The organism is Methylibium sp., from assembly GCF_013817365.1.
In the GTDB taxonomy this organism is placed as follows: Bacteria; Pseudomonadota; Gammaproteobacteria; order Burkholderiales; family Burkholderiaceae_C; genus Methylibium.
The window spans coordinates 1-19,967 of sequence record NZ_JACDCU010000022.1; the positions used below are offsets into that span (position 1 = coordinate 1).

The 19,967-nt window shown below is 68.4% G+C and carries 19 protein-coding genes; 13 read left to right on the forward strand and 6 right to left on the reverse strand.

Going from position 1 to position 19,967, the window contains the following annotated elements:
- Positions 1-139: 139 nt before the first annotated feature.
- The 4 genes from H0W38_RS02990 to H0W38_RS03005 all read right to left on the reverse strand — a co-directional run bounded on the left by H0W38_RS02990 (position 140) and on the right by H0W38_RS03005 (position 2,740).
- Positions 140-802 (reverse strand): zeta toxin family protein, encoded by a 663-nt coding sequence (locus H0W38_RS02990; RefSeq protein WP_292451074.1) that lies wholly within the window; start codon positions 800-802, stop codon positions 140-142.
- A 20-nt stretch (positions 803-822) separates the two neighbouring features.
- Positions 823-1,173: a type II toxin-antitoxin system Phd/YefM family antitoxin gene (locus H0W38_RS02995; RefSeq protein ID WP_292451076.1), complete on the reverse strand. Its 351-nt coding sequence runs from the start codon at positions 1,171-1,173 to the stop codon at positions 823-825.
- 108 nt (positions 1,174-1,281) lie between these two features.
- Positions 1,282-1,950 carry a YceH family protein gene (locus H0W38_RS03000; RefSeq protein ID WP_292451078.1) on the reverse strand — a complete coding sequence of 223 codons (669 nt, stop codon included), beginning with the start codon at positions 1,948-1,950 and terminating at the stop codon, positions 1,282-1,284.
- 7 nt (positions 1,951-1,957) lie between these two features.
- Positions 1,958-2,740: an SDR family oxidoreductase gene (locus H0W38_RS03005; protein WP_292443101.1), complete on the reverse strand. Its 783-nt coding sequence runs from the start codon at positions 2,738-2,740 to the stop codon at positions 1,958-1,960.
- Positions 2,741-2,939: 199 nt separating this feature from the next.
- Here H0W38_RS03005 and H0W38_RS03010 point away from each other — a divergent pair, with 199 nt between their 5' ends.
- From H0W38_RS03010 to H0W38_RS03040, 7 genes are all read left to right on the forward strand, one after another.
- Positions 2,940-4,508 (forward strand): DUF4331 domain-containing protein, encoded by a 1,569-nt coding sequence (locus H0W38_RS03010; protein WP_292451080.1) that lies wholly within the window; start codon positions 2,940-2,942, stop codon positions 4,506-4,508.
- A 16-nt stretch (positions 4,509-4,524) separates the two neighbouring features.
- A complete protein-coding gene (locus H0W38_RS03015; protein WP_292451082.1) occupies positions 4,525-4,806 on the forward strand; it encodes a hypothetical protein in 282 nt (93 codons plus the stop codon).
- A gap of 103 nt (positions 4,807-4,909) precedes the next feature.
- Complete coding sequence (locus H0W38_RS03020) at positions 4,910-6,082, forward strand: hypothetical protein (protein ID WP_292451083.1); 1,173 nt, start codon at positions 4,910-4,912, stop codon at positions 6,080-6,082.
- Positions 6,079-7,347, forward strand: a complete 1,269-nt coding sequence (locus H0W38_RS03025) for a HupE/UreJ family protein (protein WP_292451085.1) — start codon at positions 6,079-6,081, stop codon at positions 7,345-7,347. Before H0W38_RS03020 ends, H0W38_RS03025 begins: the two co-directional genes overlap by 4 nt.
- A gap of 172 nt (positions 7,348-7,519) precedes the next feature.
- The gene (locus tag H0W38_RS03030; RefSeq protein ID WP_292451086.1) at positions 7,520-7,957 is read left to right on the forward strand and encodes a hypothetical protein; all 438 of its coding nucleotides are present in this window, start codon (positions 7,520-7,522) and stop codon (positions 7,955-7,957) included.
- Positions 7,954-9,417 carry an ATPase domain-containing protein gene (locus H0W38_RS03035; protein WP_292451087.1) on the forward strand — a complete coding sequence of 488 codons (1,464 nt, stop codon included), beginning with the start codon at positions 7,954-7,956 and terminating at the stop codon, positions 9,415-9,417. Before H0W38_RS03030 ends, H0W38_RS03035 begins: the two co-directional genes overlap by 4 nt.
- Complete coding sequence (locus H0W38_RS03040) at positions 9,414-10,772, forward strand: ATP-binding protein (RefSeq protein WP_292451089.1); 1,359 nt, start codon at positions 9,414-9,416, stop codon at positions 10,770-10,772. Before H0W38_RS03035 ends, H0W38_RS03040 begins: the two co-directional genes overlap by 4 nt.
- Before the next feature lie 68 nt (positions 10,773-10,840).
- Here H0W38_RS03040 and H0W38_RS03045 read toward each other — a convergent pair whose 3' ends face one another.
- On the reverse strand, positions 10,841-11,752 hold the full coding sequence (locus tag H0W38_RS03045; protein WP_292451093.1) for a LysR family transcriptional regulator: 912 nt from the start codon (positions 11,750-11,752) through the stop codon (positions 10,841-10,843).
- 116 nt (positions 11,753-11,868) lie between these two features.
- Here H0W38_RS03045 and H0W38_RS03050 point away from each other — a divergent pair, with 116 nt between their 5' ends.
- From H0W38_RS03050 to H0W38_RS03070, 5 genes are all read left to right on the forward strand, one after another.
- Complete coding sequence (locus tag H0W38_RS03050) at positions 11,869-12,924, forward strand: dihydrodipicolinate synthase family protein (protein WP_292451094.1); 1,056 nt, start codon at positions 11,869-11,871, stop codon at positions 12,922-12,924.
- Between the two features lie 67 nt (positions 12,925-12,991).
- Positions 12,992-14,164 (forward strand): mandelate racemase/muconate lactonizing enzyme family protein, encoded by a 1,173-nt coding sequence (locus H0W38_RS03055; protein WP_292451096.1) that lies wholly within the window; start codon positions 12,992-12,994, stop codon positions 14,162-14,164.
- A gap of 48 nt (positions 14,165-14,212) precedes the next feature.
- Entirely contained in the window at positions 14,213-15,196 is a 984-nt protein-coding gene (locus H0W38_RS03060; protein WP_292451098.1) for a tripartite tricarboxylate transporter substrate binding protein, read from the forward strand.
- A gap of 46 nt (positions 15,197-15,242) precedes the next feature.
- Complete coding sequence (locus H0W38_RS03065; RefSeq protein WP_292451100.1) at positions 15,243-16,211, forward strand: hydroxyacid dehydrogenase; 969 nt, start codon at positions 15,243-15,245, stop codon at positions 16,209-16,211.
- Positions 16,212-16,339: 128 nt separating this feature from the next.
- Complete coding sequence (locus H0W38_RS03070) at positions 16,340-18,025, forward strand: electron transfer flavoprotein-ubiquinone oxidoreductase (protein WP_292451102.1); 1,686 nt, start codon at positions 16,340-16,342, stop codon at positions 18,023-18,025.
- Positions 18,026-18,210: 185 nt separating this feature from the next.
- Here the strand turns inward: H0W38_RS03070 and H0W38_RS03075 are convergent, their stop codons facing one another.
- Positions 18,211-18,660, reverse strand: a complete 450-nt coding sequence (locus tag H0W38_RS03075) for a DUF302 domain-containing protein (RefSeq protein WP_292451103.1) — start codon at positions 18,658-18,660, stop codon at positions 18,211-18,213.
- A gap of 244 nt (positions 18,661-18,904) precedes the next feature.
- Between H0W38_RS03075 and H0W38_RS03080 the strand changes: the two genes are divergently transcribed.
- Positions 18,905-19,967: DUF2868 domain-containing protein (locus H0W38_RS03080; protein WP_292451105.1), on the forward strand; the 1,063-nt coding region annotated here is incomplete at its 3' end.

Here is a 19,967-nt window from a genome sequence, read left to right on the forward strand (position 1 = left end):
ATACCAACACTGGCCGAAGGTCAGCAACGGGCCGGTTGCCGACCCATGCGGAGCTGGACTCGATCGCAGTATTCCTGGCCGATCGAATGCACCTTGGTATGAGCGCGTCGATTCGCCCGCGCAAAGCGCACGACTCCCGTCAAGAGAGCCTTCGCCCGCTCTGGTGAATCTTCAGTGCCGCAGCCACGATCGGCTTCGCCCACTCGGGCGTGAGCGACAGGTCGGGCGGACCGATGATCCGTGCGCGTTCCATGTGCAGCAGTTCCAGCGGCGATGGGGTCAGTCCGGCGGCGGGGTCTGCCGCTGCACTGTTGTCGTACATGCGCAGCGCCGTGAGTGCCGGCAACAGCTGGATCAGATTCAGCCGGCTGTGTTCGAAGCGGCGCCGGATGTCGGCCTCGGGAATATCGTGCCCGCCCCCGCGCACCCGGCTGCGGACGCGCTCGATGTGCAACTCCGGGCTGGCCAGGCCCGCGTACCAGACGCGGACCTCGAGGCCTTCCGAAGCCGCCTGCCCAAGCAGGCGCGGGAGGGTGTTGGCGCCCAGGGTGGTTTCCAACGCGAAGTCCAGGCGATCTGCGATCGCCCGCTCCAGCAGCCGCTTGCCCTGCTGCCACGCGACGGCGTTGGCTTGCTCCTGACTCAGCCTATGACTGGCAGAAAGTAGCTCGCGTGCGGCTTCGTCCGGGTTGTAGTACTCGCCGCCGAAGGAGCGGAAGGCAGCCCCTGCGATGCTGCTCTTGCCCGCGCCGTTGACGCCCGCCAGAACGTACAAGCGCGCGGCCAGCGCCTTCTTGGCCAAGTGCGTGCGCCGTGGACCGCTCAGCGTCGCTGCTTGGCCGCCTTCACCGCTGCACGACCCAGCTGCACCGGCGAAGCATCGAAGGCGGCTGCCATGCCCGCCTTCGACTTCGGCGTCTGCATCTGCTCGAGCAGCCCGTCGAACTGCAGCGTCAGGTCATCGAGCGCGGGGGAACGCGCCTGAACCAGCGACTCGAACTCGGCATACGACAGCAGCACGGCCTTCGGCGCGTCGTGCTTGGTGATCGCCACCGCGCCGCCCAGGGCCGCTTGCTCGAAGATCGCGCCGAACTCGTTCTTGAAGCGGCTGGCGGCCACGGTCGGCAGATCGACCAGCTCGCCTTGGCGGTTCCGGAAAGTCATCGCGCGCATGCAGAGCCTTTCGAACAAGAAAGGCCATTGTAGACATTCGGGCCTTTAAGGCCAATTTGACGCAAACGTAGAAACGGCGAAAAAGGCGCAAACGCCGCCGCTTCACTGTCACGGCAGTTCGACGCCCAGCTCCGTGGCCAGCCGGTGCAGTTGGGCGCGAAGGAGCGCGATTTCGTTGCGCAGGTAGATCTGGTTGGCCTTCAGCGACGCAATTTCCGCGGCAGTGACCGCTTCGGCGGGCAAGGCCACTGACGCGTCCGCTGCGCCGGCCGGCACCACGGGCCCGCTCAGCAGCTGCGCCCAGCGGGCCTCGCGTGCACCTGCGCCGCGCGCGAGCTTCGCCACCAATGGGCCGCCGCGCTCCGCAGGCCGCGCGGCCAGCTCGTCGAGGAAAGCCTCGACCGAGGACACGTCGGCAAAGCGGTGCAGCCGGTCGGTGGCAGCGCGCAACTCGGCAGCGGTCTGCGGCCCGCGCAGAAAGAGCACCGCCAGGATGGCCAGCGATTGGGAAGGCACGCGCAGCACGCGCGCCAGGTTGTGCTCGTATCGCATCACGCGGTTGCCGCTGGACTCGATCACCAGGTCCAGCGACTTCAGCTCGTCGAGCGCGGCCAGCACCTCGGCCTCGCCCGCGTTCATCACCGGATCGCGGGCGGTCTTCTGGTTGCAGCCGAGCACCAGCGTATTGAGCGACAACGGATAGCTGTCCGCCACGGTGTGCTGCTTCTCGACGAGCACGCCGAGGATGCGCAGTTCGAGCGGAGCCAGCGGTCGCACGGGCGATTCACACGCCGAAGCCGTCGTCGGCGGCCAGCACCGCGCCGTTGATGAAGTGGCTCTCGTTGGCGCACAGCATCAGCAGCGCCGTGTCCAGGTCCTGCGGTCGGCCGATGCGCTTGCGCGGGAGCATGTCGATCAGCTTGCGGCCGGCGTCGGTGCTCCAGTGGTGATGGTTGATCTCGGTGTCGATGTAGCCCGGGCAGATGGCGTTGACGTTGATGCCGTAGCGGCCCCACTCGAGCGCCATCGCGCGCGTCATGTGCACCACCGCCGCCTTGCTCATGCAGTACACGCCGATCTGCCCCAGCACCTTGAGCCCGGCCATCGAGGCGATGTTGACGATGCGCCCGCCCGTGAAGGTGCCCGGTGCGGAACCCTGGGCGCGGGCGATCATGCGCTTGCCCACTTCCTGCGCCACGAAGAACGCGCCGCGCGTGTTGGTGTCCATCACGTAGTCGTAATCCTCTGGCGACACGTCGAGCAGCTTTTGTGTCGTGCTCACGCCGGAGTTGTTGACCAGGATGTCGATTGCGCCCACCTCGGTCTCGGCATGGGCGACCGCCGAACACACGCTCTCGTGCTCGGTCACGTCCAGGCCCACCACGTGCGCGTCGCCGCCCTGTCCTTCGATCTCGGCGCGCAAGGTCTTGAGCCGCTCGATCCGTCTTCCGGCCAGCACCACCGCCGCCCCGGCGTGTGCGAGCGTGCGCGCGAACTGCGCACCGAGGCCGCTGGAAGCGCCGGTGACAAGGGCGACGCGGCCGGACAGGTCGATGCTGTAGCTCATGAGTTTTCCTGGGCACTGAGAGGGTTCAGGCATCCAAGATAGCACGCGTTCGAGACGCCGGAAGGCGGCGCGAACGAGCGCTGGCACACGGAAACACCGCACTGCTGCATCCGAACCGCGACTCGCGCCGTATTGCCCTTCGATGCCCAAGCGCCGAGTCCGGCGGACATCGAACCCGAGCCCCAACAAGGAGACATCCATGCAACACACGATTCTTCCGAGCCGCTTCGCCCGGGCCGGCCTCGCTGCCGCCCTGCTGGCCGCCGGCCTCACTGGCAACGCACTGGCTTCGAGCCACCGCGAGGCGCCGTCGATCACCGGCACGCCCAAGGTCGACGCGACCGATTTCTACATGTTCCGCAGCTACGAGGCCGACCGCAGCGGCTATGTGACGCTGATCGCCAACTACCTGCCGCTGCAGGATCCGTACGGCGGCCCGAACTACTTCAAGATGGATCCGAACGCGCTGTACGAGATCCACGTCGACAACGACGGCGACGCTGAGGAAGAAATCACCTTCCAGTTCCGCTTCACCAACACGCTCAAGGACATCAAGGTGCCGGCGCTCGGCACCGAGGTCTCGATCCCACTCACCCAGGTCGGCGCCATCAGTGCAGTCAACGATCCGAACTCGAACGTGCGCGAGACCTTCACGCTCGACGTGGTGCGCGGCGACCGCCGCACCGGCGACAAGAGCTCGATCATGAACGGCGGCTCGGCCACCTTCGACAAGCCGGTCGACAACATCGGCAAGAAGACCATCGCCGACTACGCTGCCTATGCGGCCAAGCACGTCTACACCGTCAACCTTCCCGGCTGCTCGATGCCCGCCAAGGTCTTCGTCGGCCAGCGCAAGGACCCGTTCGCCGTGAACCTGGGCACCATCTTCGACCTGGTCAACGCGCCGGTCGGCCTGATCACCGACCCGGCGCAGATCAACGCCGCCGGCCCCGGCGACCTGGACGACAAGAACGTCACCACGCTGTCGCTCGAAGTGCACCGTGATTGCCTCACCACCACGGCCGGCGCCGCCGCAGACAATCCCGCGGCCGTCATTGGCGGCTGGACCTCGGCCAGCCTGCGCCAGGGCCGCCTGCTGTCGGGCTCGCCGAAGAACACCGCGCTGGAGAACGCGTCGCTCAACGCCGGCCCGTGGACACAGGTCTCGCGCCTGGGCATGCCCCTGGTCAACGAAGTGGTCATCGGCCTGAAGGACAAGGACCGTTTCAACGCGTCCGAGCCCAGCGGCGACGGCCAGTTCGCCGGCTATGTCACCAACCCGACGCTGCCAGTGCTGCTCGATGCCGTGCTGAGCCTGGGCGGTGCCGCGCCGACCAACGCCGGTCGCGTCGATCTGCAGACGGTGTTCCTCACCGGCATCGCCGGCGTGAACCAGATGGCCAAGGTGACCGCCTCGGAAATGCTGCGCCTGAACACCGCGATCGAGCCGGTGGCGTTCGCCAGCCAGAACCGGCTGGGCATCGTCGGCAACATCCTCGCCGCGGGCAGCGACAACGCGGGCTTTCCGAACGGCCGCCGGCCGAAGGACGACATCGTCGACATCTCGCTGATCGCGGTGATGGGCGGGCTGTGCATGGCCAACGGCGACGCGAACGCGCTGGGCTTCGGCGCCGAGTGCAAGCCCTCGGCCGTGCCGCTGGGCGCCACTGCCTTCCAGCTGCACGACGCCGTCGACCAGGCCGCCGCGGCTGCATCGTTGTCGACGAGCTTCCCGTACCTCGCCACGCCGATCGGCGGGGCGAACTGATCCCAAGGAGCCTTCCATGACGATTTCACGCATCCAAGGCGCCCTCCTCGCCGCAGTCGCCAGCCTCGCGCTGGCCGCCTGCGGCGGCGGCGGGGGCAGCGACCGGGACGACACGCCGGCCGGTGGCCCGGACGCACCGCCCGCCAGCGCCGGCGCAAGCAATGAAGGCTTTCTCGCCTTCATCGCCTCGCTGGCGAACGGCATGTTCGATCGTTCCGAGCCCTACGACCTGAGCATGTTCGACGCACCGACCAGCGACGAAACCGCGCCGCCGATCGCCACGTCGATCGACCGTTAAGCCGCGGCGTTCCGACGCCCGGCTTCGCCGCCCGCCACCGCGCTGCCCTCGGGCATTCGCAACGGCGGGCGGTTCTCATTGCGGCCTCCTACACTTTGCAGCCATGACCTCCCTCCGTTTCATCGGCGCGCTCGCATGCGCCGGCCTCTTCGGCATGAGTGCGCTCGCCGCGCAGGCCGAGCCCCTGCGCCCGGCCAGCGACGACGAGATCGTCGAGACCCTGCCCACGCTCGGCGGCTTCGCTCGCGAACAGCGCGAGATGCGACGCAAGCTCGCGCAGCAGCCGCGCGATGCGGCCACTGCGCTGGCGCTGTCGAGAAGCACCTTGGCGCGAGCGCGCATCGAAGGCGACGCGCGGCTGGCCGGCCAGGCGCTGGGCGTGCTGGGTGCCTGGGAGGGCGATGCCGATGCGCCGGTCGAGATCCGCCTGCAGCGCGCCACCTTGCGCCAGCATCTGCACGAGTTCGACGCTGCGGTGCAGGAACTGCAAGCCGTGCTGCGCACAGCGCCGCGCCATCCGCAGGCGCTGCTCACGCTGGCCACCATTCACCGTGTGCAGGGCCGCTACGCCGAGTCCGACGCCGCCTGCGAGCAACTCAACGCGGCCGGCCAACCGCTCTATGCGCGCGCCTGCCTGGCCGAGAACCAGGCGCTGCGCGGCGACATCGCCGCCGCGCGCAGCGAGTTCGAGGCGCTTCTGAAGGCCCAGCCCAGCAACGCTGGCTGGACGAGCTGGATCCGCACCAGCCTCGGCGAGCTGGAACAACGCGCGGGCCGCACCGACGCCGCCGTGGCCCAGTTGCGTGCGGCGCAGCAGGCCGACGCCGACCCCTACAGTCGGATGGCGCTGGCCGACGTGCTCATCGAGGCCGAGCGCTGGCCCGAAGCGCAGGCGCTGCTGGTCGACGCCGGCGACAGCGAGGCCGCGCTGCTGCGCCGCGCCATCGTCGAGCGCGCCTTGCGCAGCGACGCGGCGAGCAAGTTGCAGCACGCCCTGGCCGCGCGTTACACGCAGGCCGCCCTGCGGCCCGAAGCGGCCGCCGTGCATGCGCGCGAGCGGGCCCGCTTTGCGCTCGAAGTCGAGGGCGAACCCGAGCGCGCAGTCGCGCTGGCGCGCGCCAATCTTCAGACCCAGCGCGAGGCCATCGACCTCGTGGTGATGCACCGCGCAGCCCGTGCCGCGGGCGATGCGGCCGCGCAAGCCGAAGTCACCGCGCTGGCCGAGCGCATCGGCCTGCACGATGCACGGATGGGCGCGAAAGGAAGCACGTCATGAGAAGCTTCGTGTCGCACCTTGCATGGCGCGCACGCTGCGCCGCGCTGCTGGCGCTGCTCGCCGCCGCACCGGCCGCCCTTGCCCACCAGGCCAGCGACGCCTACCTGCGCGCCGCCGCCGGCGACAAGGGCCAACTCGTCCTCCAGGCCGACGTGGCGCTGCGGGACCTCGACGTCGCGCTCACGCTGGACGCCGACGCCGACGGCCGGCTGAGCTGGGGCGAGGTGCGCCGCCGCGAGGCCGAGATCGCCGACCACGTGGCCGCGCACCTGCAGCTCGAGCCGGCCCGCTGCGCCCTGCAGCCCGATGCCGCGCAACCCCTCGCGCTCGACCGCAAGGCCGACGGCGTGTATGCCGTGCTGCACTACACCAGCGACTGCACCGCGGCGAGCGCGCCGTCCCTGGCCTACGGCCTGTTCCGCGACATCGATCCCACGCACCGCGGCCTGCTGCAGGTGCTGGGTGCCGACGACCAACCGATCGCCGGGCTGCGCAGCCTGGCGCCGGGAGGCGCACCCGTGCGCCTGGCCTTCACGCCGGATGCCGGTGCGGCAAGTCCGTCGAAGCCGGCAAACAGGGTGATCGCGGACGCCCGGCGCACGCTGCCGGAGATCGCGGCAGCGCCCGCACCGTCCCCGCGCGACCCGCCTGCGGCTGAGGAGCCGCCGACCGGCGGCTTCTTCGGCGAAGGCCTGCACCACATCCTGATCGGTGCCGACCACGTGCTCTTCCTGATCTGCCTGCTGCTGCCCCTGGCCCTGGGCCGCGACGCGCAGGGCGGTGTGGCGACGGGCCGTGCGCTGTGGCTGCCTCTCGTGGCGCTGGTAACGGCCTTCACCGTGGCGCACTCCATCACGCTGGGCCTGGCCGCCTGGCGCGTGCTGGCTGTGCCGCCGAGCGTGATCGAGCCGCTCATTGCGCTGACCATCGCCATCGCCGCAGCCGACAACCTGTGGCCCGTGCTCGGGCGGCGGCGCGTGCTCGCGGCCTTCGCGTTCGGCTTGATCCACGGCTTTGGCTTCGCCGGTCCCTTGATCGAGCTCGACTTGCCGCCGCTGACCATGGCCGGGGCGCTGCTGCTGTTCAACCTGGGTGTGGAAGCCGGTCAGCTGATGGTCGTTGCGCTGGCCGTCCTGCTGCTGGCCCCCTTGCGGGGGCGCCCCGCCGCGCAGGGATGGATGCGCGGCGGCTCCATTGCGGCCGGCCTGCTGGCGCTGGTGTGGCTGGGCGAGCGACTGTTCGACGTGAAGGTTCTTCCGGTGTAGTCGGGGCCGCTTCCTTCCCTTCTGGGGAGAGGTGGCGCGGCTTCGGCGAAAGACGCGCTGCGGGTATTGAGAAGCGCGTAGCATCAACCGTATCGCCAGAGCCTTGGCAACCTCGGGGGGTGGGGCGACGTACCGTTGCCCCTTGCCGTCGAACCGCGAGGAACGCGTTGCAGTGTCAACCGGCAGCCACCATCGACAGGAAGTGATACGCAGCGCCCTGCTGCGTGTGGCCGGAGCATGCCCCGATGCGCAAGCGTTGGCCCATGCCTCGGTCGCGACCTGGCAGCGCGTGGCCTCGCAGTTGGTGCCGGTCGTCGGCGACGGCGGCGTCGAAGCGCTCTACACCCGCAGCCTGAGCCTGCAGCGCATTGCCCGACCTGAGATGGATTGGGAGGCGCAGCCCCTTTCGGAGCCGGCGCCTTTCATCGCCGTCAAGCTGAGCCTGGAACGCCGCGAGGCGGCCGAAGCCTTGGAGGCCAGCGTTTCGCTCCTCGACACCTTCACCACATTGCTTAGCAACTTGATCGGCGATGGTCTGACAGACCGCCTGCTGAACGCTGTCTGGGCCGACAGGCGCACCGATGAGCCCGCACAGGAGAACAAGACATGACTGAAAAAGTGACCATCCGGTGCCTGCCGACCGGCGTGCCGGGCCTCGACGAACTGCTCGGCGGCGGCATTCCCGAGTACTCCTTCAACCTCATCGCCGGCTCGCCCGGCTGCGGCAAGACGACGCTGGCGCACCAGATGATGTTCGGCCTGGCCACCCTTGAGCGGAAAGCCATCTACTTCACCGTGCTGGGCGAGCCGCCGCTCAAGATGCTGCGTTACCAGCAGCAGTTCAGCTTCTTCGATTTCGAGCGCATCAACGCCTCGGTCCACTTCGTCAACATGGCCGAAGAGGCGATGAGCGGCAAGTTCGACGTCGTGCTGGCCCGCATCGTCGCCGAGGTCGAGGCTTCCTCGCCGGCGCTGGTGTTCGTCGATTCCTTCCGTTCCGTCAACGAGGCGGCGAAAGACAACCCCAAGCAGACCTCCAGCCTGCAGCAGCTCGTGCAAAAGCTCGGCATGCGGCTGACCGGCTGGCAGACCACCTCCTTCCTGATCGGCGAGTATTCGCTGGCCGAGAGCGACACCAACCCGGTCTTCACCGTGGCCGACGGCCTGCTGTGGCTGACGCAAAGCGTGCACCGCAACTCCATGGTGCGCAAATTGCAAGTCATGAAGATGCGCGGCAGGGCGCAGATCCCCGGCCTGCACACCTTTCGCATCAGCGACGAAGGCATCCGGGTGTTCCCGCGCGTCATCCTCGGCGGCGGCGAGTCGACCGATACGCCGCCGGGCGAGAGCCGGCTCTCCATGGGCGTGCCGCTGCTCGACGAGATGCTCGGCGGCGGCCTGCCTTCTGGCTATTCGATGCTCATCGCCGGGCCGGCCGGCTCGGGCAAAACCATCCTCACGACCAGCTTCCTGATGGAGGGCGCGCGGGTCGGCGAGAACGGTGTCATCGCGTCTTTCGAGAAGCGGCCGCGTCAGTCGCATAGCCGCAAGCTCGACGAGTTGGTCGAAGCCGGGCAGCTCGCCATCATCGACACGCGCGCCCTCGACCTGTCGATCGACGAGACCCTTTACGAGCTCACGGTCCAGATCGAGCGCCTGAAAGCCAAGCGGGTGGTGATCGATTCGCTCTCCGGCTTCGAGCTGGCGCTGGCGCCGACATTCCGCGAAGACTTCCGCGAGTCGCTATACCGCATGGTCTCGGTGCTCACCGGCATGGGCGTGACGGTGCTCATGACCTCGGAGATGGAAGACCGCTACAACGACCTGCGCTTTTCGCCCTACGGCAACGCCTTTCTCACCGACGCGATCATCATGCTGCGCTACGTCGAAATTGGGAGCCGCCTCGAGCGCGTGATGGCGGTCGTGAAGGTGCGCGCCAGCATGCACAGCAGGGAGCTTCGGCGGTTCGAGATCGACAAGGACGGGATCGTCATCGGCGACGCTATGCCCGGCTACGAGGGCCTGCTGTCGGGTCAACCGAAACTCCAAGAGCGAGACAGCGGGCCATGAATTCGGACTCGCGTCGCGAAATCGCGGAGGGTGCCCTGCACGCCCGCGGCGAGGCCTTGCGCGTGCGTGAGGAGAGCATGAAGTTGCGCGAGACCACGGCCGATGCCGGCGAGGCACTGGCGCAAACGCTCACTGATCGGCTTGTCGAGAGCGCACTGCAAACCCGCGAGGCCAACGAACGTCTGGTCATCGCCTCGATGCGCTCGCAGGCCCTGACCGAAGCCGCCGAGCAGGCCAACGCGCTCAAGGACGATTTCCTGGCGATGCTTTCGCACGAGCTGCGCAATCCGCTCGCGCCGATCCGCAACGCGGCCGCGATCCTGGACCACATCTCGCACGCCGAGCCGCGGCTGCCCTGGATTCACGGCGTGATCGAGCGCCAGGTAGAGCAGATGACGCGGCTGCTCGACGACCTGCTCGATGTGACCCGCCTGCGCAGCGGCAAGATCGTGTTGCTCAAGCGCTCGGTGCTTGCGCGCGAGTTCATCGAGCAGGCCATCGAAACCTGCCGCCCGCTGGCAGAATCGCGCGCGCAGCAGCTCACGGTGGAGTTTCCGGCGGAGCTGATCTACGTCGACGGCGACCCGGTTCGGCTGACCCAGGTGTTCGCCAATCTGCTGAACAACGCGGTCAAGTACACCGGCACGGGCGGCGCGATCACCGTGCGCGTGCAGGTCTGCGAGCAGGCGCTGGTCGTGCGAGTGCAGGACAACGGCAGAGGCCTGTCGCCCGAATCGCTGAGCCGCGTGTTCGAGCTGTTCATGCAGGAGGACCGCTCGCTGGCCCATGCCCAGGGCGGCCTGGGCATCGGCCTGACGGTGGTGCGCCGGCTGGTGGAGCTGCACGGCGGCACGGTTGAGGCAGCGAGTGCCGGGCTGAACCACGGCAGCGAATTCATGGTGACGCTGCCGCTGGTGCAGCCGCCTGCGCCGGCTCCGGCGGAGATGCCCGCCCCCCCCGCGCCGCCGCAGGCCCTGCGCATCGTCGTGATCGAAGACAACGTCGACGCCAACGACAGCCTGAGTGCCCTGCTGACGCTGGTCGGCCATGACGTGAGGTCGGCCTACGACGGCATCTCGGGCATCGCCCTCGTCCGCGCGAGCCGGCCGCAGGTCGTGCTGTGCGACATCGGCCTGCCGGGCATGGACGGCCTGGCGGTGGCGGCGCAGCTGCGCGAAGAATTGCAGGGAGCGCTGCCGGTGATGGTCGCACTCACCGGCTACGGACAGGCGGAAGATCGCGCGCGCTCGATCGCCGCGGGCTTCGGCCTGCATCTCACCAAACCGGTCAATCCGGAGTCGCTGCTCGCACTCATCGATCGGCAAGTCGAGCGCCTGGCCGGCGCTTTGCACTGACGCGTCGGCTCGACGGCGCTGCGGGGCCCGGCATACGCCGCAACCCGGAAAGAAATTCGGTCACCGGCTCACCGCCACACGGTATGCACCAGCCGGTTGGCGACGATGTCGCGAATCTCCCGCCAGACGGCGCGTGTGGCCAGGGTGCCCGGATGGTGGCTCGACGTTGCCAGCGACAAGGTGCGCGGCACGGAGGGCTTGACCAGGCGCACCGCGCTCATCGCGCCCTGCGCCAATTGCTCCTGCACCAACTGGTGCGGCAGCACGGTGTACAGGCCCCCCTGCACCACAAGGTCCTTCATCGTGAGCAGTGAATCGGCCTCGGCCGCCACGCGCAGCTGCACGCCGGTGCGCCGGCAGACCTGATCGAGCGCCACGCGCAGTCCATTGGGCTTGGAGGCCAGCACGAGGGGCAGATCGGCCAGCGACTTGAAAGCGAGTTCGCGCGTGTGCCTGCCGAAAGCCGTGGGCGGCCCGACGACCAGGCTTTCCACCGTGCACAGCCGCTCTTCCCCGTGGTGATGCAGCCGACCGTAGCGGTTGATCACGGCCAGATCGAGATCGCCGCGCGTGAGCGGCTCCTCGAGCGCGTTGCCGAAGCCTTCGACGAAATGAAGACGCACGCGCGGGAAGCGCTCGGCGACGCGTTGGTAGAGCAAACCGACCAGGGGCCAGATGGCCGCCGGAACGACGCCGATGCGCACCGGACCATTGGGTTGGTCGCCCAACTCCCCGGCCTCGATCGCGGCGCGTTGCATCTCGGCCAGCGCCGAGTGCAGGCGCGGGGCCAGGAGCCGGCCCGCGGGCGTCAGAGCCACGCCACGGCCAGTGCGCTCGAAGAGGCCATAGCCCAACTCGGTCTCCAGCGCCTTGATGTGGCGGCTGACGACGGACTGCGCCACCTCCAGCTGCGCTGACGCGCGCGAGATGTTGCCGGCCTCGGCGACAGCCAGGAACGCTTCGATGCGGCGCAGGTTCACGGCTCTCCTCGTATGCCTGAAAAGCATATCTGAAATGTCCTGGCATATCTTTTCGGCAAGTCACCACGGCTCCTACATTGCAGCTTCTCCCTGCCACGCTTTCGCAACACGACCTCATGCAAACGTCCCCGATCGATCGCCTGGCCGCCGCGCGTGCGACTCTGCTGAAGCGCCTGCTCCCGGCCGGCGTGCCGCTGCTCTGGTGCCCGCTGCTGACCCACTACACCGCCGAGGGCGCCCTCGACACCGCACGGGCAAGCCGCCACCTCGCCTTCCTGCAAGATTCGGTGAAGGGCTACCTCGTGCCCGGCTCCACCGGCGACGGCTGGCAGCTCGACGACGCGCAGGTGCGCGAGTTGCTCGAGTTCACGCTCGACCAGGCCCGCGAGCGCAAGTTCAGCGTGCTCATCGGCGTGCTGGCCACCCGCACCGAGGACGTGCTGCGCAAGCTCGAAGACACCATGGCGTGGCTGCGCCGCAGGACCAACGCAACGAGCGACGAGGACTGCCTGCGCCAGTCGTCGGTCTGCGGCTTCACGGTGTGCCCGCCGAAGGGCCGCGAGCTCACGCAGGCGCAGATTCACGACGCGCTCGATCGCGTGCTGGCGACCGGCCTGCCGATCTCGCTGTACCAGTTGCCGCAGATCACCGAGAACGAGATGTCCGCAAACACGGTGGAGGAGCTGGCGCGCAATCACGCGAACTTCCTGCTGCTCAAGGACACCAGCGGCGAAGACCGCGTGGCCGCGGCCGGCTTTCGCGAAGCCTTCCTGGTGCGCGGCGCCGAAGGCGGCTATGCCCGGCACCTCTCGCTCGGCGGCGGCGCCTACGACGGCCTGTTGCTGAGCACAGCGAACTGCTTCGGGCCGCAATACGCCGAGATGATCGAACACCTGCGGCAAGACCGCACGGCGGCGCAGGCGATCTCCGATCGCATCGAGCGCGTGGCCGACGAGGTCTTCGCCGCCGCGGCGAAGCTGCCTTACGGCAACGCCTTCACCAACGCCAACAAGGCCCTCGACCACTTCATGGCGCACGGCCCGCAGGCGCGTGAGATTGCCGGCCCGCGACTGCACTCGGGACACCGCCTGCCCGACGAGCTGATCGATCCGGCCGGCAACGCGCTCGACCGCCACGGCCTGATGCCGGCCCGGGGCTATCTCGACAACTGACGGCCGCCGCCCCCAACGCCCTCCCGCTCCCACCACCCTTTCTCGCATCGAATTCCAGGACTCACGCATGCCCCAGACTCCTTCCGCGACCGACCGTGCATTGCGCATCCGCGAGGTCAAGGCTTTCCCGATCTCCTTCCCCATCGCCCCTGAAAACAGTGTCGCCCTGGGCATGGGCCGCGCCGTCAAGAAGGACGCCGTGGTCGTCAAGGTCACCACCGAAAGCGGCCTGGTCGGCTGGGGCGAGGCGCATCACGGCAAGGCGCACACCGCCGTGGCGCAGCTCATCAACACCACCCTGCGCCAGCTCGTCGTCGGCATGGACGCCAGCGACGTGGTCGGCGTGTGGGACCGCATCTACTGGAAGCAGCTCGCCAGCCATGGCGTGGGTGCCGGCTGCGCGATGGCGATGAGCGGCATCGACCTGGCGCTGTGGGACATCCGCGGCAAGGCGGTGGGCTGGCCGCTGTACAAGCTGCTCGGCGGCTCGGCGCGGCCGGTGCCGGCGTACGCGGGTGGCGTCTCGCTGGGCTTCCAGGATCCATCGGCCCTGATCGACGAAGCGCGCCCGCATGTGGAGGCGGGCTACAAGGCGGTCAAGCTGCGGGTGGGCGACACGCCGGCGCGCGATCTGCAGCGAGTGAAGGCGGTGCGCGAGGCGCTGGGCGACGACATCGCGATCCTGGTCGACGCCAACACCGGCTACGACGTGAACGACGCGCGTCAGGTCATGCCGGGCTTCGATGCGCTCGGCGTCGGCTGGCTGGAGGAGCCGTTCGCTGCGCACGACATCCGCAGCTACAAGCTGGCCCGCGGATTCGGCCGCGTGCCCCTTGCCGCAGGCGAGAACCACTTCACCCGCTTCGAGTTCAACCGGGTGATCGAGGACGGCGACATCACGATCCTGCAGCCCGACCTCTCCAAGGCCGGCGGCGTCACCGAGATGCTGCGCATCGCCGCCATGGCCTCGGCCTACAAGCTGCCGATCAACCCGCACACCTGCATGACGGGCATCAACATGGCCGCGTCGATCCACTTCCTCGCGTCCATCGACAACGGCGGTTACTTCGAGGGCGACGTGTCGAAGAACAACCTCTATCGCGATCAGCTCGTCAGCACACCGTTCGAGGTGGATGCCGACGGGAACGTGCGCCCGCTCGAAGCCCCGGGCATCGGCGTCGAGGTCGACGAGCGCTTCCTCGCGGCGTATCCGCCGATCGAGGGCCCGGGCTACATCTGATTCGCACTGCCTTCAACGCAGCCACCCGCAGCAACCACGGAAACCTCCATGAAACTCCTGCAATGCATCACCCTTCCCGCGCTCCTGACCGCCCTGCTGTTCGCCGCCACGGGCACTGCCCAGGCAGAAGCGCAGAGCTATCCGGACAAGCTCATCCGCATCATCGTTCCCTACCCCCCGGGCGGCTTCAACGACACCCTGGCGCGCACGGTGGGCGCCAAGCTGCAGGACGCCTGGGGCCAGACGGTGACGGTCGAGAACCGCCCCGGTGGCGCCACCCTCATCGGCACCGATGCGGCGGCCAAGTCCGCGCCGGACGGCTACACGCTGTTCATCACGCCCTTCGCCTTTGCGGTGAACCAGAGCATCTTCAAGAAGCTGCCCTACGACCCGATCAAGGACTTCGCCCCGATCACCCTGGCGGCATCAACGCCCAACCTGCTGGTGCTGTCGCCCACGGTGCCGGCCAACTCGGTCAAGGAGCTCATCGCGCTGGCCAAGAGCAAGCCCGGTTTCCTGAGCTACGCCTCCACCGGCATCGGCTCGTCGAACCATCTGTCGATGGAGTTGTTCAAGCAGATGGCGGGCGTGGACATCGTGCACGTGCCCTACAAGGGCAGCGGCCCGGCGGTGACGGACCTGCTCGGCGGCCAAATCGGTTTGATGTTCGACAACGTGCCCAACATCATCCAGCACGTCAAGGCGGGCAAGCTCAAGGCGCTGGCGGTGACCACGCCGAAGGCTTCGAAGCAGGCGCCGGGCGTGCCGACGGTGGCCGAGTCCGGCGTGCCGGGCTACGAGGTGGATGTGTGGTTCGGCTTCGCGGCGCCCGCCGGCACGCCGCAGCCGATTCTCGACAAGCTCAACACCGAGATCGTCAAGATTCTGAACATGACCGACGTGAAGGCGAAGTTCGCCGCCCAGGGCGTCGATGTGATCGGCAGCACGCAGGCGGAGTTCGCGAAGCACCTGGTCGAACAGTCGGAGATGTGGGCGAAGGTGGTGCGGGATGCGGGCGTCACGCCGGAGTGAACCGGAATGATCCCGCGCGACCGGTGACGAAGCCCGGAGTGAAGAAGTGACGCGCCCCCGGGTCCTGCTGGCCGGGGCGATCGATCCTTCGGGAGAGCGGCTCATCGCCACGCGCGCCGACATCGTGGCCGCGCCCGACGTGCGCCCCGAGACGCTTCGCCGCCTCGTGCCCGAGGCCGACGTGCTGGTCGTGCGTGCACAGTTGCCGCCCGACCTGTTCGACCATGCGCCGCGGCTGCGCGGCGTGGTGCGGCATGGGGTCGGGCTGGACATGATCCCGATGGAAGCGGCCTGCGCCCACGGCCTCCCGGTGGCCAATGTGCCGGGCTCCAACCGCGACGCAGTGGCCGAGCATGTGTTGATGTGCTTCGGCCTGCTGACGCGGCACACGCAGCGCATGGACCGCAGCCTGCGCGAATCGGGATGGGACGCGAGCCGCGGCCTGGCCGAGCGCGCCACGGAGTTGAACGGCCGAACCGTGGGCATCGTCGGCGTGGGCAGCATCGGCCTGCGCATCGCGGAGATCTGCCACTTCGGCTATCGCATGCCGGTGCTCGGCCACCAGCGCCGGCTCGATGCCTTGCCGGCCTTCATCGAAGGCGCAGCGCTCGACGAGCTCCTGGCACGCAGCGATTTCGTGGTGCTCGGCTGCCCGCTGAATGCGGCCACCCGGGGACTGATCGACGCACGCCGGCTGGCACTGATGAAGCCGGGCGCATTCCTCGTGAACGTGGCGCGCGGCGCGGTGATCGAGGAAGGCGCGCTGATCGCTGCGTTGCGCGAGGGCCGCCTGGCCGGCGCGGCGCTCGACGTGTTCGAGACCCAGCCGCTGCCGCCGCAGCATCCGCTGCTGGCCCTGGACAACGTGCTGCTCACCCCGCACGTCGCCGGGCTGACGGCACAGAGCATGGCCCGCATGAGCCAGGGCACCGCCGAAGAGGTGCTGCGGCTGCTGGCGGGCGAAAGGCCCGTGAACCTCGTCAACCCCGAAGTCTGGGAACGCCGCCCGCGCTGACCCCCGCACAAGCTGCGCCACCGCTTGCGGCGCAGCCACGAAGCATAAATCGAACGATCGTTCTATTTTTTTCCCTCGCCGATAGAATTCTGGCCCGACCGACAGCCCGACAGCGAGGACTTATCCCCATGACGCCGCAAGCGATGCTCGAGCAGTACGGCCCGCGCGAAACGATGGAATACGACGTCGTCGTCGTCGGTGCCGGCCCCGGCGGACTGGCCACCGCGATCCGCCTGAAACAACTGGCCGCCGAACAGGGCAGGGAAATTTCGGTGGTCGTGCTCGAGAAGGGCTCCGAGCCCGGCGCGCACATCCTCTCGGGCGCCATCATCGATCCGCGGGCCCTGAACGAGCTGTTGCCGAATTGGCAGGAGCTGGGCGCGCCGCTGGGTCAGGCCGTCAGCGTCGATCGCTTCCTCTTTCTCAGCGAGACCGGCGCGAAGACGACGCCCGATTTCTTCCTGCCCGACTGCTTCAAGAACCACGGCAACTACATCGCCAGCCTGGGCAATGTGGTGCGCTGGCTGGCTCAGCAGGCCGAGTCCCTGGGTGTGGAAATCTTCCCCGGCTTCGCGGCAGCGGAAGTGCTCTACAACGACGACGGCTCGGTCAGGGGCGTGGTCACCGGCAACCTCGGCATCGGCAAGGACGGGGAGCCGACGGCAAGCTTTCAGCTCGGCATGGAACTGCACGCGAAGTACACCGTGTTCGCCGAGGGATCGCGCGGGCACCTCGGCCGCGAGCTGATGGCGAAGTTCAAGCTGGCGGAAGGCCGCGACCCGCAGAGCTACGCCATCGGCCTGAAGGAGCTGTGGGAAATCGAGCCTTCCCGCCACCGCCCAGGCTTGGTCGTCCACACCGCCGGCTGGCCGCTCGACGACGACACCTATGGCGGCTCCTTCCTCTATCACGCCGAGGACAACAAGGTCGCACTCGGCTTCGTGGTCGGCCTCGACTACACCAACCCCTGGCTCAGCCCCTTCGAAGAGTTCCAGCGCTGGAAGACGCACCCCGAGATCCGCAAGTACCTCGAAGGCGGCAAGCGCCTGGGTTACGGCGCGCGCTCGATCACGGCGGGCGGCATCCTCAGCCTGCCGAAAACGGTGTTCCCCGGCGGCGCGCTGGTCGGCTGCGAGGCCGGCTACTTGAACGCGAGCCGCATCAAGGGCAGCCATGCCGCGATCAAGACGGGCATGCTGGCGGCAGAAGCCGCATTCGAGGCCGTGGGCGCCGGCCGCAAGCACGACGAACTCATCGCCTACCCGGCGGCGTTCGAGCGCAGCTGGCTGCGTGACGAACTCCTGCTGTCGAAGAACTTCAAGCAGTGGTTCAAGAAGGGCCGCCTCGTCGCCACGCTGATGACCGGCATCGAGCAATGGCTACTGCCCAAGCTGGGCGTCAAGACGCCGCCGTGGACCCTGCATCGCAGCAAGCCGGACCACCAGTCCCTGCGCTCGGCGTCGCAAAGTCCGCGCATCACCTACCCCAAGCCCGACGGCAAGCTCAGCTTCGACAAGCTTTCCTCGGTGTTCATCAGCAACACCAACCACGAGGAGAACCAGCCGGCGCACCTGACCTTGAAGGACGCCCGCATCCCGGTGTCGACCAACCTCGCCCTGTACGCTGGCCCGGAGGCGCGCTATTGCCCGGCCGGCGTGTACGAATACGCCAAGACCGAGCAGGGTGCGGACCGCCTGCAGATCAACGCGCAGAACTGCGTGCACTGCAAGACCTGCGACATCAAGGACCCGACGCAGAACATCGTGTGGGTCACGCCCGAGGGAGGCGGTGGGCCGAACTACAGCGGGATGTAGCGCGCAAGGCGGCGCCTAGGCACTCAGAAGATCAAGCCACCCAAGCCCAGCACGACCGCCAGTCCGATCAAGAAGATGATGAGGATGATCCAGCCGATGATCTTCATGCGCGCTTCGCTTTCAAAAGTTCGAGAAGCCATGTTTTGGCAAGCGGTATGCCTGACAGCAAAAGCGAAGCCGCCGACTTACTTCAAGGCGCCGTTCACCAGCCCGGACACGGCCTCCAGCGGCTTCAGTTGCTCGTCCTTCAGCCCATGCCGCCTGTAGAACTCCATGCTGTTGACGGCTACCTGAACCTTGCCGCCGGCGTCCTGCCAGACCAGCGCTTTCATCGGCAGATCGATGCCCATCGAAGGTGCGGCCTGCATCAGCGGCGTGCCGCCCTTCGGATTGCCGAAAATCAGCAGCACCGTGGGCGGCAGCTTCATGCCGGCCTTGGCCGCCGCAGCCGCATGATCGACCTTGGCGACCATCGTCAATCCGCGTGCCTCGATCGCTTTCTCCAGTCGCTGCACCGTTTCGGCATGGGTGTGCGGGCTCGCGGTCTGCGTCAGCATCGATTGCGCAAGCGCCGTGGCTGGCAGGGCCAGAACGAGAGCGAACGCGGCGGCACGGCGGACAAGCTTGAAGGTCATGGCGGGGCTCCAGTGAACGTCGGGGGGTCGAAAGGCTCGTAACGCTTCATCCTTGCACGGGGCAGATGCCCTTGGTGATGGTCGCCCTCTTGCCGGGCGGCATGCGTTGCGAGCCGGCCGCCTCCGTTGGAGGCTGAGCGCGAGCACGGCCTTGCGTCCCATGCCGCCCCGTCCTCCACAATGCTCGCAGCAACTCCGCCGCATGCCGGCACGCACCTCCTGGAGCCATGAAGCGAGCGCCGCCATGAACGAAGCCGAGGCCCGTCGGGTGCTGCTGGTGCGCGCCTTCGAGACGCCGCCCTCGGCTCCGTGGAGCGAGGCCGATGCCGCGTGGGCCAGCCGCGAGGCCTTGCAATCCCTCGGAGAGCAAGAGCCGCCGCAGGCCTTGCTCGCACAACGCGCCGCGCTGGCCAGCGCCCGACTCGGCGAGCGCGAGCCGGCAATCGCCCACGTGTTGAGCGCGAGCCAGGGCCGCGCCAGTCTGGTGTGGGCATTTCTGCTGCTCGCCGTGCTGGCCGGCCTGGCGCTCGATGCGGTGGGGTCAGGCGAGCGCATCAACATCCTCGCGCCGCCGTTCGCGGCGCTGATCGCCTGGAACGTGGCGGTCTATGCGGTGCTGGCCGTGCGCGCCTTGCGCCGCCATCGGCCTGAAGCCCGCACGAGCCCGCCCGCCGGCCCCGTGCAGCGCGCAATCGCCGGCTGGACCCACGCGCTGGCCGGCCGTGTTGCCCGCCGCCGCAAGCTGCCCGCACTGGCCGCGTTCGCGCGCGATTGGGCCCTGCTGGGCAGCCCGCTACACACGCAGCGCGTGGCCTGCATCCTGCACGGCGCCGCCGTGGCGATCGCGATCGGCGCACTCGCCTCGCTTTACCTGCGCGGCCTCGCCTTCGAGTACCGCGCCGGCTGGGACAGCACCTTTCTGTCGGTCGAGCAGGTGCACCGGGTGTTGTCCGTAGCGCTCTGGCCGGCCTTGCAGCTCACCGGGCAGGCGCTTCCCGACACGGAGCAACTGGCCGCGCTGCGTTTCTCGCTCGGCGGCGGCGGAAACGCGGCGCGCTGGATCCACCTGATCGCCGTGACCGTGGGGCTCTTCGTGCTGCTGCCGCGAGCCCTGCTGGCCGGCTGGGCCGGCTGGCGCGCGCACCACCTCGCCGAGCACTTCCCGCTGTCTCTGGACACCCCCTATTTCCTGCGCCTCATGCGCACGCACAGCGGCGAGGGCCTGGCGGTGCAGGTGCTGCCCTACAGCTACCACCTGCCGCCCGAGAACGCGCGTGGACTTGCGGCGCTGCTGACGCACAGTCTGG

What these genes read in the sequence shown, in the direction of transcription:
- H0W38_RS02995 (WP_292451076.1), bottom strand. Translation starts at nt 1,173, where the DNA reads ATGCGCGCGATGACTTTCCGGAACCGCCAAGGCGAGCTGGTCGATCTG.
- H0W38_RS03005 (WP_292443101.1), bottom strand. Translation starts at nt 2,740, where the DNA reads ATGAGCTACAGCATCGACCTGTCCGGCCGCGTCGCCCTTGTCACCGGC.
- H0W38_RS03010 (WP_292451080.1), top strand. Translation starts at nt 2,940, where the DNA reads ATGCAACACACGATTCTTCCGAGCCGCTTCGCCCGGGCCGGCCTCGCT.
- H0W38_RS03015 (WP_292451082.1), top strand. Translation starts at nt 4,525, where the DNA reads ATGACGATTTCACGCATCCAAGGCGCCCTCCTCGCCGCAGTCGCCAGC.
- H0W38_RS03020 (WP_292451083.1), top strand. Translation starts at nt 4,910, where the DNA reads ATGACCTCCCTCCGTTTCATCGGCGCGCTCGCATGCGCCGGCCTCTTC.
- H0W38_RS03025 (WP_292451085.1), top strand. Translation starts at nt 6,079, where the DNA reads ATGAGAAGCTTCGTGTCGCACCTTGCATGGCGCGCACGCTGCGCCGCG.
- H0W38_RS03035 (WP_292451087.1), top strand. Translation starts at nt 7,954, where the DNA reads ATGACTGAAAAAGTGACCATCCGGTGCCTGCCGACCGGCGTGCCGGGC.
- H0W38_RS03040 (WP_292451089.1), top strand. Translation starts at nt 9,414, where the DNA reads ATGAATTCGGACTCGCGTCGCGAAATCGCGGAGGGTGCCCTGCACGCC.
- H0W38_RS03050 (WP_292451094.1), top strand. Translation starts at nt 11,869, where the DNA reads ATGCAAACGTCCCCGATCGATCGCCTGGCCGCCGCGCGTGCGACTCTG.
- H0W38_RS03055 (WP_292451096.1), top strand. Translation starts at nt 12,992, where the DNA reads ATGCCCCAGACTCCTTCCGCGACCGACCGTGCATTGCGCATCCGCGAG.
- H0W38_RS03060 (WP_292451098.1), top strand. Translation starts at nt 14,213, where the DNA reads ATGAAACTCCTGCAATGCATCACCCTTCCCGCGCTCCTGACCGCCCTG.
- H0W38_RS03070 (WP_292451102.1), top strand. Translation starts at nt 16,340, where the DNA reads ATGACGCCGCAAGCGATGCTCGAGCAGTACGGCCCGCGCGAAACGATG.
- H0W38_RS03075 (WP_292451103.1), bottom strand. Translation starts at nt 18,660, where the DNA reads ATGACCTTCAAGCTTGTCCGCCGTGCCGCCGCGTTCGCTCTCGTTCTG.